This window comes from Pseudomonas sp. 9_2_1 (assembly GCF_059295275.1).
Genome location: NZ_CM181239.1, coordinates 5,381,371 through 5,394,243, shown reverse-complemented (window position 1 = coordinate 5,394,243; position 12,873 = coordinate 5,381,371). Strand labels below are relative to the sequence as shown.

Genomic DNA, 12,873 nt, shown 5'->3' with positions numbered 1-12,873 from the left:
CATCTATGAGCTCAGTGCAGTACCCGACCCGGTTGCCTTGCGGCAACCGGGTTCTTGATTTGTCACGTACCCATGTCATGGGTATTCTCAATATCACCCCCGATTCCTTCTCCGATGGCGGGCGCTTCAATCAGCGCGACGAGGCCTTGCGCCATGCCGAAGCGATGGTTGCCGCCGGTGCCACGCTGATCGATATTGGCGGCGAATCCACGCGCCCTGGTGCGCGTGCGGTGTCGGTGACCGAGGAGCTGGAGCGGGTGGCGCCGATGGTCGAGGCGATCAACAGCCGCCTCGACGTGGTCATATCGGTCGATACTTCCACGCCCGCGGTCATACGTGAGTCGGCGCGGCTCGGTGCCGGGTTGATCAACGACGTGCGTGCGCTGGAGCGCGATGGCGCCCTGGACGCGGCTGCGGATACCGGGCTGCCGGTGTGCCTCATGCACATGCGTGGCGAGCCGGGCAACATGCAGGATGACCCGCATTACCAGGATGTGACCGCTGACGTTACGCGCTATCTTGAACAGCGTATGGCCGCCTGCGCGGCAGCGGGTATCGACGCGAACAGAATCATTCTTGACCCGGGCTTTGGTTTCGCCAAGACACTGGCGCACAACCTGAGCCTGTTCAAGCACATGGAAGCGCTCTATTGCCTTGGGCGCCCACTGCTGGTGGGCGTTTCGCGCAAGAGCATGATCGGCCTGACGCTGGAACGTCCGGTCGGCGAGCGGTTGTACGGCAGCCTGGCGCTGGCGGCGTTGGCCGTGACCAAGGGGGCAAGCATCCTGCGTGTCCATGACGTGGCCGAAACTGTCGATGTAGTGCGCATGATTGCTGCGGTGCAAAACGCCGAATAAGAACATTGGAGTCCCTATGAGCAGAAAATATTTTGGTACCGACGGCATTCGTGGCCGCGTCGGCGTATACCCGATCACGCCGGACTTCATGCTGAAGCTCGGCTGGGCGGCCGGCATGGCCTTCCGCAAGGCGGGCCACTGCCGGGTGCTGGTGGGCAAGGACACTCGGATCTCCGGCTACATGTTCGAGTCGGCGCTCGAGGCCGGCCTGTCTGCAGCAGGTGCCGATGTGCTGCTGCTCGGACCGATGCCGACGCCGGCCATCGCCTACCTGACGCGCACTTTCCACGCAGAGGCCGGTATCGTCATCAGTGCCTCGCACAATCCGCATGATGACAACGGCATCAAGTTCTTCTCGGGCCAGGGCACCAAGTTGCCGGACGAAGTCGAGCTGATGATCGAGGAGCTGCTCGACCAGCCGATGACCGTTGTCGAGTCGGGCAAGCTGGGCAAGGTTTCGCGCATCAATGACGCCGCCGGCCGCTACATCGAATTCTGCAAGAGCAGCGTGCCGAGCAGCACCAGTTTCGAAGGCCTCAAGCTGGTGGTCGATTGCGCCCACGGCGCCACCTACAAGGTCGCGCCAAGCGTATTCCGCGAGCTGGGTGCCGACGTGACCGTGCTGCACGCCCAGCCGGACGGCCTGAACATCAACGAAGGCTGCGGCTCGACCCATATCGAGTCGCTGCAGGCGGCCGTGCTGGTGGGGCATGCCGACCTCGGTATCGCCTTCGACGGCGACGGCGACCGCGTGCTGATGGTCGACCACACTGGCGCGATCATCGACGGTGACGAGCTGCTGTTCATCATCGCTCGCGACTTGCACAGCCGTGGCAAGCTGCAGGGCGGAGTGGTCGGTACGCTCATGAGCAACCTGGGCCTGGAGCTTGCACTGAAGGACCTGGATATCCCGTTCGTGCGGGCCAAGGTCGGCGACCGGTACGTGATGGCCGAGCTGCTGGAACGTGAGTGGCTGGTCGGTGGTGAAAACTCCGGCCACGTGGTGTGCTGCAACCACACCACCACCGGTGACGCGATCATTGCCGCGCTGCAGGTGCTGATGGCGCTCAAGCGTCGTGGTGAAAGCCTCGCACAGGCCCGCCAGGCCCTGCGCAAGTGCCCGCAGGTACTGATCAACGTGCGCTTTGGGGCGAGCAAGGTCGACCCGCTGGAGCACCCGGCGGTCAAGGAAGCCAGTGCCAAGGTGACCGAAGCGTTGGCCGGTCGTGGCCGTGTGCTGCTGCGCAAGTCCGGGACCGAGCCGTTGGTGCGGGTCATGGTCGAGGGCGAAGACGAAAGCCAGGTGCGCACGCACGCCGAAGCGTTGGCCAAACTGGTCGGCGAAGTTTGTGTCTGAAGGCGCTTGCCAGCGCAGATCTGGTTGGGTAAGATCTGCGCCCACTTTGACCGACGAGGTAAAGCATGCGTCGCCCTATGGTAGCTGGTAACTGGAAGATGCACGGTACCCGCGCTAGCGTCGCTGAGCTGACCGAAGGCTTGAGCAATCTTGCCTTGCCGAGCGAAGTGGAAGTCGCGGTATTTCCACCCGCCTTGTTCATCAATCAAGTGATCGATGGCCTGGCAGGCAAAGAAATTACTGTCGGCGCACAGAATTCTGCTGTACAACCCGAACAGGGTGCGCTGACCGGGGAAGTTGCTCCGGAGCAGCTGGCTGAAGCAGGTTGCAAGTTGGTGTTGGTGGGTCACTCGGAGCGTCGCCAGATCATTGGCGAAACCGACGATGTGCTCAATCGCAAGTTTGCAGCGGCCCAGGCCAAAGGTTTGAAGCCAGTGCTTTGCATAGGGGAGACCCTTGAAGAGCGCGAGGCGGGCAAGACGCTAGAAGTTGTCGGGCGTCAACTAAGCAGTATCATCGAAGCTTTCGGTGTTAAGGCTTTTGCCAATGCAGTAATTGCCTATGAGCCTGTATGGGCCATCGGTACGGGCCTTACGGCCTCGCCACAGCAGGCCCAGGATGTGCACGCCGCCATCCGCGGCCAGCTGGCGGCAGAAGATGCTGAAGTGGCTGCGAAGGTGCAGCTGCTCTACGGCGGCAGCGTGAAGGCGGCCAATGCGGCCGAACTGTTCGGCATGCCGGATATCGATGGGGGGCTCATTGGTGGAGCGTCCCTGAACGCAGACGAATTCGGTGCAATTTGTCGCGCCGCAGGAAACTGAACAAATGCTGGAAACAGTCATCGTTGTTTTTCATCTGTTGGCAGCGCTGTCGCTTGTAGTGCTGGTTCTGTTGCAACAGGGTAAAGGTGCTGAAGCAGGTGCATCTTTCGGCGCGGGTGCCTCAAACACCGTGTTCGGGAGTCAGGGCTCTGCAACGTTCCTAAGTAAATTCACTGCTATACTCGCTGCCACTTTCTTTTTGACAGCACTTGGGTTAGGATACTTCGCGAAGCAACAAGCTCACCAGCTTAGCCAAGCAGGTCTTCCAGATCCAGCAGTGCTAGAAGTGAAAGAGCAGCAAAAGCCGGCAGTTAATGATGATGTACCGGTGCTCCAACAGCAGAAGAGTGAAGTCACCCCTAATACTGGTGATGTACCTCCTCAGGCAGAAGAGCAGAAGTAACGGGCTTCAAGTAGTAGTATTGCCGAGGTGGTGGAATTGGTAGACACGCAACCTTGAGGTGGTTGTGCCCATAGGGTGTAGGGGTTCGAGTCCCCTTCTCGGTACCAATTAAAGCTTGAGAGCCCGCTTTAGCGGGCTTTCTTGTAGGTGATCGTTTGGATTTGACCCCCAACGGGGTTCGGTCTTATACTTTCGCCCCAGCTTTGTCGCGGGGTGGAGCAGCTTGGTAGCTCGTCGGGCTCATAACCCGAAGGTCGTTGGTTCAAATCCAGCCCCCGCAACCAGCTTCAGCGGAGCCCCTTTTCAGGGGCTTTTTGCTAACCGAACAGTTTTCGGCGTCGTTGTCCAACGGCGCTTTCAGGGATGGGCGCTTCGCCCATTTTTTATTTGCACAGCATGCACGAGGGGGTTCAGGTGTCGAGCAAGCTAGAACAGTTGCAGGCCTTGTTGGCCCCGGTGGTCACGGGGTTGGGCTTCGAATGCTGGGGGATTGAATTCGTCTCCCAGGGCAAGCATTCGGTACTACGTGTCTACATCGACAAGGAAGGCGGGATTCTGGTGGACGACTGCGCAGAAGTCAGTCGCCAGGTCAGCAGCGTTCTTGATGTGGAAGATCCGATCAGCTCTGAATATACCCTAGAGGTTTCTTCTCCTGGCATGGAACGCCCGCTGTTCACGCTTGAACAGTTTGCCTCGCATGCCGGCGAACAAGTGAAGATCAAGCTGCGCTCACCCTTCGAGGGTCGTCGTAACTTCCAGGGCCTTCTCCGCGGTGTGGAGGATCAGGATGTGGTGGTCCAGGTGGACGACCAGGAGTTCCTGTTACCGATCGACTCGATCGACAAGGCCAATATTATTCCCAGTTTTGACTGAGACGTGCCGGGCCCGGTGGACTATCCGGGCCCAATGGCTTGCGCAAGGCGAGGCGTACGATGAGCAAAGAAGTACTGCTGGTTGTTGAATCGGTATCCAACGAAAAAGGTGTACCGCCCGGCGTCATTTTCGAAGCGCTGGAAGTGGCCCTGGCCACTGCAACCAAAAAACGTTTTGAAGATGAAGTCGACCTGCGTGTGGAAATCAACCGCCACACCGGTAGCTACGAGACCTTCCGTCGCTGGACCGTGGTCGACGAGGCCGATCTTGATGATCCGGCAATCGAGACCTGGCTCGACAAGATCAAGGACACTCACCCGGAAGCCAAGATCGGTGACGTGATCGAAGAGAAGATCGAGTCCATCGAATTCGGTCGTATCGCCGCCCAGACCGCCAAGCAGGTCATCGTGCAGAAGGTCCGTGAGGCCGAGCGCGCCCAGGTGGTCGACGCCTACCGCGAGCGCGTAGGCGAGATCATCTCCGGTACCGTCAAAAAGGTTACCCGCGACAACGTCATCGTTGACCTGGGCAACAACGCCGAGGCCTTGCTGGCTCGCGAAGATATCATTCCGCGTGAAACCTTCCGGGTCGGCGTGCGCCTGCGTGCACTGCTCAAGGAAATTCGCACGGAAAACCGTGGTCCACAGCTGATCCTGTCGCGCACTGCGCCACAGATGCTGATCGAGCTTTTCCGCATTGAAGTGCCGGAAATTGCCGAGGGCCTCATTGAAGTCATGGCCGCCTCCCGTGATCCGGGATCGCGAGCCAAGATCGCCGTCCGCTCCAAGGACAAGCGCATCGACCCGCAAGGTGCCTGTATCGGCATGCGTGGTTCGCGCGTCCAGGCCGTATCCGGGGAGCTGGGTGGTGAGCGTGTGGATATCGTCCTGTGGGACGATAACCCGGCGCAGTTCGTCATCAACGCCATGTCGCCGGCTGAAGTCGCGGCGATCATCGTTGATGAAGATGCCCATGCCATGGACATCGCCGTCGCCGAAGACAACCTGGCCCAGGCCATTGGCCGTGGCGGTCAGAACGTTCGCCTGGCCAGTCAGTTGACTGGCTGGACCCTGAACGTGATGACCGAGAAGGACATCCAGGCCAAGCAGCAGGCCGAAACCGGTGACATCCTGCGCAATTTCATTGATGAACTGGAAGTCGACGAGGAGCTGGCCCAAGTGCTGGTCGACGAAGGCTTCACCAGCCTCGAAGAAATTGCCTACGTACCGTTGGAAGAAATGCTCAACATCGATGGCTTTGACGAAGATATCGTCAATGAGCTCCGCGCTCGAGCCAAGGACCGTTTGTTGACCAAGGCCATCGCTACCGAAGAAAAACTGGCAGACGCCCACCCGGCCGAAGACCTGCTCTCCCTTGAGGGCATGGACAAGGACCTGGCGGCTGAACTGGCGGTGCGCGGCGTGGTTAACCGCGAAGACCTGGCCGAGCAGTCGATCGACGATCTGCTCGACATCGACGGCATCGACGAAGAGCGTGCCGGCAAGTTGATCATGGCCGCCCGAGCCCATTGGTTCGAGTAATTAGGCGCGGCCTGAGGAGAGAAGTGCATGACGCAAGTCACGGTGAAAGAACTGGCCCAAGAGGTCGAGGCACCGGTAGAGCGCCTGCTGCAGCAGATGCGTGAGGCAGGTCTGCCGCACACCGACGCCGGTCAGGTAGTGACCGACAATGAGAAGCAGACCCTGCTGACTCATTTGAAGAGCAGCCACAAGAGCAAGGCGGAAGAGCCGCGCAAGATTACCTTGCAGCGCAAAACCACCAGCACCCTGCGTGTCGCCGGTAGCAAGAGCATCAGCGTAGAAGTACGCAAGAAGAAAGTATTCGTGCAGCGCAGCCCGGAAGAAATCCAGGCTGAGCAGAAGCGAGAGCAGGACGAGCGCCGCGCGGCTGAAAACGCCGCTCGCGACAAGGTTGACGCCGACGTTCGCCAGCGCAACGAAGAGCAGGCTCGCCGTCAGGCAGCAGAAGCCCCTGCTGCTGCCCCGGCAGCCGCCGCCAAGCCAGCTGCAGCCGCGGCTCCGGCCCCGGTAGTCGCTGACGCACCGGCGTCCGAAGACGCTGCAGCCCGTGCTGCCGAGCGCAAGAAGGACGAGACCCGTCGCAACGAAAGCCGTACTCGCGATGACGACCGTCGTCGCGGCGAGGCTCCGCGTGTGTCGATCAAGGTCAAGGTCAAGGAGAAGGAAAAAGCGCCGACTCCACGTGCCGCTCCGCGCACCACCGACGAAGAGAGCGATGGCGCTCGTCGTGGTCGTGGTGGCAAGGGCAAGCTGAAGAAGCGCAACCAGCACGGCTTCCAGAACCCGACTGGTCCGGTCATTCGTGACGTGACCATCGGCGAGACCATCACGGTCTCCGAACTGGCCAACCAGATGTCCGTCAAGGGCGCCGAAGTGGTCAAGTTCATGTTCAAGATGGGTACTCCGGTCACCATCAACCAGGTGCTCGACCAGGAAACCGCTCAGCTGATCGCAGAAGAGCTGGGTCACAAGGTCACCCTGGTCAGCGATACCGCCCTGGAAGATTCCCTGGCCGAATCGCTGAAGTTCGAAGGCCAGACCGAGTCGCGCGCCCCGGTCGTTACCGTCATGGGTCACGTTGACCACGGCAAGACCTCGCTGCTCGACTACATCCGTCGTGCCAAGGTTGCCGCTGGCGAAGCCGGTGGTATCACCCAGCACATCGGTGCCTACCACGTGGAAACCGACCGCGGCATGGTCACCTTCCTCGATACCCCAGGTCACGCTGCGTTTACCCAGATGCGTGCCCGTGGTGCCAAGGCTACCGACATCGTCATCCTGGTGGTGGCGGCGGACGACGGCGTGATGCCGCAGACCCGTGAAGCCGTACAGCATGCCAAGGCAGCTGGCGTCCCACTGGTTGTAGCAGTGAACAAGATCGACAAGCCGGGTGCCGACCTCGATCGCATCCGTAACGAACTGTCGGTTGAAGGCGTGACCTCCGAGGAATGGGGTGGTGACACGCCGTTCGTCAAGGTTTCGGCGAAGATGGGTACCGGTGTCGACGAGCTGCTTGAAGCCGTCCTGCTGCAGGCCGAAGTGCTTGAGCTGACCGCCACTCCGACCGCTCCTGGTCGTGGTGTCGTCGTCGAATCGCGCCTGGACAAGGGCCGTGGCCCGGTGGCTACCATCCTGGTTCAGGACGGTACCCTGCGTCAGGGCGACATGGTCCTGTGCGGCTCCAACTATGGCCGCGTACGTGCCATGCTCGACGAGAACGGCAAACCTGTGAAGGAAGCCGGCCCGTCGATCCCGGTCGAGATTCTCGGCCTGGACGGTACCCCGGAAGCCGGTGACGAGCTGTCCGTGGTTGCCGACGAGAAGAAAGCCCGTGAAGTTGCCCTGTTCCGTCAAGGCAAATACCGCGAGGTCAAGCTGGCCCGTGCTCACGCCGGCAAGCTGGAAAACATCTTCGAGACCATGGGTCAGGAAGAGAAGAAGACCCTCAACATCGTCCTCAAGACCGATGTACGTGGTTCCCTGGAAGCGTTGAACGGCTCGCTCGGCAGCCTGGGCAACGATGAAGTCCAGGTGCGCGTGATCGGTGGTGGCGTTGGTGGTATCACCGAGAGCGACGCCAACCTGGCGCTGGCTTCGAATGCAGTACTGTTCGGCTTCAACGTGCGTGCCGATGCCGGCGCGCGCAAGATCGTCGAGCAGGAAGGTCTGGATATGCGTTACTACAACGTGATCTACGACATCATCGAAGACGTCAAGAAGGCCCTGACCGGCATGCTGGGCAGCGATGTTCGCGAGAACATCCTGGGTGTCGCGGAAGTGCGTGACGTGTTCCGTTCGCCGAAGTTCGGCGCCATCGCTGGCTGTATGGTCATCGAGGGTACCGTGTACCGCAACCGTCCGATCCGCGTACTGCGCGAGGACGTTGTGATCTTCGAAGGCGAGCTGGAATCGCTGCGTCGCTTCAAGGACGATGCTGCCGAAGTGCGTAATGGCATGGAGTGCGGTATTGGCGTCAAGAGCTACAACGACGTCAAGGTCGGCGACAAGATCGAAGTCTTCGAGAAAGTCCAGGTGGCTCGTACCCTTTAAGGGTGAGCTTGCCGCCAAACCCCGCCCTACGGCGGTTGGCGGCACCTTTACAGGTAGCGCCCGGTCAGGCATCAGCTTGACCGGGCGTTTGCCGCTTTAAGTTACAGGTAGCAAGAATGGCCAAAGAATATAGCCGTACCCAACGTATTGGCGATCAGATGCAGCGCGAGCTGGCCGAGCTGATCCGTCGCGAAGTCAAGGACCCACGTGTCGGCCTGGTGACCATCACTGCCGTGGACGTCAGCCGTGACCTGGGCCATGCCAAGGTGTTCATCACCGTCATGGGCGAGGAAACCCCGGACGCCGTGCAGCAGTCGCTGAAGGCACTTAACAGCGCTGCCAGCTTCCTGCGCCTGCACCTGGGCCGCTCGATGCAACTGCGCAGCGTGCCGCAGCTGCACTTCCACTTCGATGAAAGTGTCAGCCGTGGCGTGCACCTGTCGGCGCTGATCGAGCGTGCAGTGGCCGAAGACCGCCTGCACCAAGGTACCGACGAGCCGGACACCAAGGAGTAAGCGGTGGCCCAGGTCAAACGTATCCGCCGCAACGTCAGCGGCATCATCCTGCTGGACAAGCCGCTGGGCTTCACCTCCAACGCCGCGCTGCAAAAAGTGCGCTGGCTGCTGAACGCGGAAAAGGCCGGCCACACCGGTAGCCTCGACCCGCTGGCAACCGGTGTGCTGCCGCTGTGCTTCGGCGAAGCGACCAAGTTTTCGCAGTACTTGCTCGATTCCGACAAGGGCTACGAAACCGTCATGCAGATGGGCCAGACTACCAACACCGGCGATGCCGAAGGTGAAGTGCTGCAGACCCGCGACGTGACCGTTGGTCGCGCCGACATCGAAGCGCTGCTGCCACGTTTTCGCGGCCCGATCAGCCAGATACCGCCTATGTACTCGGCGCTCAAGCGCGACGGCCAGCCGCTGTACAAGCTGGCACGTGCAGGAGAGGTAGTGGAGCGCGAGGCGCGTTCTGTTACTATTAACCGGCTGGAGTTGCTCGAGTGCGAAGGCACCCGTGCACGGTTGACCGTAGGATGCAGCAAAGGCACCTATATCCGCACCCTGGTGGAGGATATTGGCGAGGCTCTTGGCTGCGGCGCCTATGTAGCCGAGCTGCGCAGGACCCAGGCCGGGCCCTTCGCGCTGGCGCAAACCGTCACACTCGAAGAACTCGAGCAGGCCCATGCCGACGGCGGCAACGAAGCGCTTGATCGCTTCCTCATGCCATCGGACAGCGGGTTGCAGGATTGGCCAATGGTCAGCCTGTCCGAGCACAGTGCGTTCTACTGGCTGCATGGCCAGGCGGTACGCGCACCGGACGCGCCACAGTTCGGCATGGTCCGGGTACAGGATCACAACGCACGCTTCATCGGTATCGGTGAAGTGAGCGAAGACGGGCGCATTGCGCCGCGTCGACTGATTCGGTCGGAATGACCGATACCACCCGGGGCGGCTCGAGCCGGTCCGGGCGGAACCGAGGATGGCTGTCAGTAGGCACGGTCACACCTCATTTATTAATACAGGGTTCGTCCCTGGCCTATTGGACCCCGCTTGCGGGATCCGTGTAATTGGAGTTGCCTCATGGCCCTCAGCGTTGAAGAAAAAGCTCAAATCGTTACCGACTACCAGCAAGCTGCTGGCGACACTGGTAGCCCGGAAGTTCAGGTTGCTCTGCTGACCGCGAACATCAACAAACTGCAAGGCCACTTCAAGGCCAACGGTAAAGACCACCACTCGCGTCGTGGCCTGATCCGCATGGTTAACCAGCGTCGTAAGCTGCTGGACTACCTGAAGGGCAAAGACACCACTCGTTACAGCGCCCTGATCGGTCGCCTGGGCCTGCGTCGCTAATAGCGGCCTGGTCAGTGGTGTGCATGGCGTGTCTCATGCATTGGCAACGTTGCCTTGCAGCGTTGTCTTTGAGCACGCCATGCGTATCTGCGAGGCTGGCAGCCTGGTGATGTCGAGCGGTTCTACCGCTCGGCAGCCAGGCTCCCGGCCTCGTGTTGTATCTGGACGGTCAATGGGGCCGACTCCCCGTTCTGCCCAAGAATTCGCAAGAAACCAGTTCCCCCAGAGCCACTGAAAAAAGGTAGGAAACCGTGAACCCGGTAATCAAGACTTTCCAGTTCGGTCAATCGACCGTTACTCTCGAAACGGGCCGTATCGCCCGTCAGGCAACCGGCGCCGTGCTGGTTACCGTCGACAACGACGTCACCGTGCTGGTGACTGTGGTAGGCGCCAAACAGGCTGATCCAGGCAAGGGTTTCTTCCCGCTGTCGGTTCACTACCAGGAAAAGACCTACGCCGCCGGCAAGATCCCGGGTGGCTTCTTCAAGCGTGAAGGCCGTCCTTCCGAGAAAGAGACGCTGACCTCGCGCCTGATCGACCGTCCGATCCGTCCGCTGTTCCCAGAAGGCTTCATGAACGAAGTGCAGGTTGTCTGCACCGTGGTTTCCACTAGCAAGAAGACCGACCCGGACATCGCTGCGATGATCGGTACCTCGGCTGCGCTGGCCATCTCCGGTATTCCGTTCGAAGGCCCGATCGGCGCCGCCCGTGTTGCTTTCCACGAGAGCACCGGCTACCTGCTGAACCCGACCTACGAGCAACTGGCTGCCTCGAGCCTGGACATGGTCGTTGCCGGTACTTCCGACGCTGTGCTGATGGTTGAGTCGGAAGCTCAAGAGCTGACCGAAGACCAGATGCTGGGCGCCGTACTGTTCGCCCACGACGAATTCCAGGCTGTTATCCAGGCCGTCAAGGAGCTGGCTGCAGAAGCTGCCAAGCCTACCTGGGACTGGAAGCCTGCCGTCGCCAACACCGAACTGTTCAACGCCATTCGCGCCGAGTTCGGCGAAGGCGTTTCGCAGGGCTACACCATCACCGTCAAGGCTGACCGCTATGCGCGCCTGGGCGAGCTGCGTGATCAGGCCATCGCCAAGTTCTCGGGTGAAGAAGGCCAGCCTTCGGCTTCCGAAGTGAAAGAAATCTTCGGCGAAATCGAATACCGCACCGTTCGCGAAAACATCGTCAACGGCAAGCCACGTATCGACGGCCGCGACACCAAGACCGTTCGCCCGCTGAACATCGAAGTCGGCGTTCTGCCGAAAACCCACGGTTCGGCGCTGTTCACCCGTGGCGAAACCCAGGCCCTGGTCGTCGCGACCCTGGGTACTGCGCGTGATGCCCAGCTGCTGGACACCCTCGAAGGCGAGAAGAAAGACCCCTTCATGCTGCACTACAACTTCCCGCCGTTCTCGGTAGGTGAGTGTGGCCGCATGGGCGGTGCTGGCCGTCGCGAAATCGGTCACGGCCGCCTGGCTCGCCGTTCGGTACAGGCCATGCTGCCTGCGGCCGACGTGTTCCCGTACACCATCCGTGTGGTGTCGGAAATCACCGAATCCAACGGTTCCAGCTCCATGGCTTCGGTCTGTGGTGCTTCCCTGGCGCTGATGGATGCGGGCGTGCCGATGAAGGCACCGGTTGCCGGTATCGCCATGGGCCTGGTCAAGGAAGGCGAGAAGTTCGCAGTCCTCACCGACATCCTGGGTGACGAAGACCACCTGGGCGACATGGACTTCAAAGTTGCCGGTACCGCCAAAGGTGTTACTGCGCTGCAGATGGACATCAAGATCAACGGCATCACCGAAGAGATCATGGAAATCGCCCTGGGCCAAGCCCTGGAAGCGCGCCTGAACATCCTCGGCCAGATGAACCAGATCATTGGCCAGTCGCGTACCGAGTTGTCGGCCAACGCCCCGACCATGATCGCGATGAAGATCGACACCGACAAGATCCGTGACGTCATCGGCAAAGGCGGCGCCACCATTCGCGCCATCTGTGAAGAGACCAAGGCTTCGATCGATATCGAAGACGACGGCTCGATCAAGATCTTCGGCGAAACCAAGGAAGCGGCGGAGGCTGCCAAGCAGCGCATCCTGGGTATCACCGCCGAGGCCGAGATCGGCAAGATCTACGTCGGCAAGGTCGAGCGCATTGTCGACTTCGGCGCCTTCGTCAACATCCTGCCGGGTAAAGATGGCCTGGTGCACATCTCCATGCTGAGCGATGCTCGCGTCGAGAAAGTGACCGACATCCTGAAAGAAGGCCAGGAAGTTGAAGTACTGGTACTGGACGTGGACAACCGCGGCCGTATCAAGCTGTCGATCAAGGACGTCGCCGCTGCCAAGGCATCGGGCGTCTAAGCGACTGCCAGGCAACAGGAAAAGGGCTCTTCGGAGCCCTTTTTTTATGCGCGACAGGGAACCTTTTGCGGACTTGCATCTTGCATGCAGGTTTACCGCGCAGGTTGCAAAATGCACGACACCTTGAACCTCGGCGATCAACTAACTCATTGATTTATAAGTAAATAATCAAAGAGTAAAAGCTGGCACAGCCCATGCAACTACCTTCATACCTGCCGCCAGGACATACGGCGCAGACCTTTCGAAAAACAGGAGTGACAC

At 60.4% G+C, this 12,873-nt stretch carries 11 protein-coding genes and 2 tRNA genes; all 13 read left to right on the top strand.

The genetic code is table 11. From position 1 onward, the window contains the following. Positions 1–5 precede the first annotated feature (5 nt). The 13 genes from folP (at position 6) to pnp (ending at position 12,612) form a co-directional block, all read left to right on the top strand. Positions 6–857, top strand: coding sequence for a dihydropteroate synthase (gene folP, locus AC5O5I_RS24495; RefSeq protein ID WP_494511711.1), 852 nt, complete (start codon positions 6–8; stop codon positions 855–857). Positions 858–873: 16 nt separating this feature from the next. Then, the gene (glmM, locus tag AC5O5I_RS24490) at positions 874–2,214 is read left to right on the top strand and encodes a phosphoglucosamine mutase (RefSeq protein WP_172221625.1); all 1,341 of its coding nucleotides are present in this window, start codon (positions 874–876) and stop codon (positions 2,212–2,214) included. Between the two features lie 65 nt (positions 2,215–2,279). Then, complete coding sequence (tpiA, locus tag AC5O5I_RS24485; RefSeq protein ID WP_172221622.1) at positions 2,280–3,035, top strand: triose-phosphate isomerase; 756 nt, start codon at positions 2,280–2,282, stop codon at positions 3,033–3,035. A 4-nt stretch (positions 3,036–3,039) separates the two neighbouring features. Beyond that, positions 3,040–3,438 (top strand): preprotein translocase subunit SecG, encoded by a 399-nt coding sequence (gene secG, locus AC5O5I_RS24480; RefSeq protein WP_494511710.1) that lies wholly within the window; start codon positions 3,040–3,042, stop codon positions 3,436–3,438. A 21-nt stretch (positions 3,439–3,459) separates the two neighbouring features. Further along, positions 3,460–3,545 (top strand) — tRNA-Leu (locus tag AC5O5I_RS24475). A gap of 100 nt (positions 3,546–3,645) precedes the next feature. Further along, positions 3,646–3,722, top strand: a tRNA-Met gene (locus AC5O5I_RS24470). Between the two features lie 130 nt (positions 3,723–3,852). Then, complete coding sequence (rimP, locus tag AC5O5I_RS24465; RefSeq protein ID WP_172221631.1) at positions 3,853–4,311, top strand: ribosome maturation factor RimP; 459 nt, start codon at positions 3,853–3,855, stop codon at positions 4,309–4,311. 59 nt (positions 4,312–4,370) lie between these two features. Next, positions 4,371–5,852 (top strand): transcription termination factor NusA, encoded by a 1,482-nt coding sequence (gene nusA / locus AC5O5I_RS24460; protein WP_016489167.1) that lies wholly within the window; start codon positions 4,371–4,373, stop codon positions 5,850–5,852. Positions 5,853–5,879: 27 nt separating this feature from the next. Beyond that, the gene (infB, locus tag AC5O5I_RS24455; RefSeq protein WP_172221616.1) at positions 5,880–8,402 is read left to right on the top strand and encodes a translation initiation factor IF-2; all 2,523 of its coding nucleotides are present in this window, start codon (positions 5,880–5,882) and stop codon (positions 8,400–8,402) included. 116 nt (positions 8,403–8,518) lie between these two features. Continuing rightward, positions 8,519–8,917 carry a 30S ribosome-binding factor RbfA gene (gene rbfA, locus AC5O5I_RS24450; protein WP_172221613.1) on the top strand — a complete coding sequence of 133 codons (399 nt, stop codon included), beginning with the start codon at positions 8,519–8,521 and terminating at the stop codon, positions 8,915–8,917. 3 nt (positions 8,918–8,920) lie between these two features. After that, positions 8,921–9,838 carry a tRNA pseudouridine(55) synthase TruB gene (truB, locus tag AC5O5I_RS24445; RefSeq protein ID WP_172221610.1) on the top strand — a complete coding sequence of 306 codons (918 nt, stop codon included), beginning with the start codon at positions 8,921–8,923 and terminating at the stop codon, positions 9,836–9,838. 147 nt (positions 9,839–9,985) lie between these two features. Next, entirely contained in the window at positions 9,986–10,255 is a 270-nt protein-coding gene (gene rpsO, locus AC5O5I_RS24440) for a 30S ribosomal protein S15 (protein WP_016489163.1), read from the top strand. A gap of 251 nt (positions 10,256–10,506) precedes the next feature. Next, entirely contained in the window at positions 10,507–12,612 is a 2,106-nt protein-coding gene (gene pnp / locus AC5O5I_RS24435) for a polyribonucleotide nucleotidyltransferase (RefSeq protein ID WP_043202562.1), read from the top strand. The last annotated feature ends 261 nt before the right edge of the window (positions 12,613–12,873 follow it).

Excerpts from the sequence above, each read along its gene's own strand:
- folP (WP_494511711.1), top strand. The coding sequence starts at position 6 with ATGAGCTCAGTGCAGTACCCGACCCGGTTGCCTTGCGGCAACCGGGTT.
- glmM (WP_172221625.1), top strand. The coding sequence starts at position 874 with ATGAGCAGAAAATATTTTGGTACCGACGGCATTCGTGGCCGCGTCGGC.
- tpiA (WP_172221622.1), top strand. The coding sequence starts at position 2,280 with ATGCGTCGCCCTATGGTAGCTGGTAACTGGAAGATGCACGGTACCCGC.
- secG (WP_494511710.1), top strand. The coding sequence starts at position 3,040 with ATGCTGGAAACAGTCATCGTTGTTTTTCATCTGTTGGCAGCGCTGTCG.
- nusA (WP_016489167.1), top strand. The coding sequence starts at position 4,371 with ATGAGCAAAGAAGTACTGCTGGTTGTTGAATCGGTATCCAACGAAAAA.
- infB (WP_172221616.1), top strand. The coding sequence starts at position 5,880 with ATGACGCAAGTCACGGTGAAAGAACTGGCCCAAGAGGTCGAGGCACCG.
- rbfA (WP_172221613.1), top strand. The coding sequence starts at position 8,519 with ATGGCCAAAGAATATAGCCGTACCCAACGTATTGGCGATCAGATGCAG.
- rpsO (WP_016489163.1), top strand. The coding sequence starts at position 9,986 with ATGGCCCTCAGCGTTGAAGAAAAAGCTCAAATCGTTACCGACTACCAG.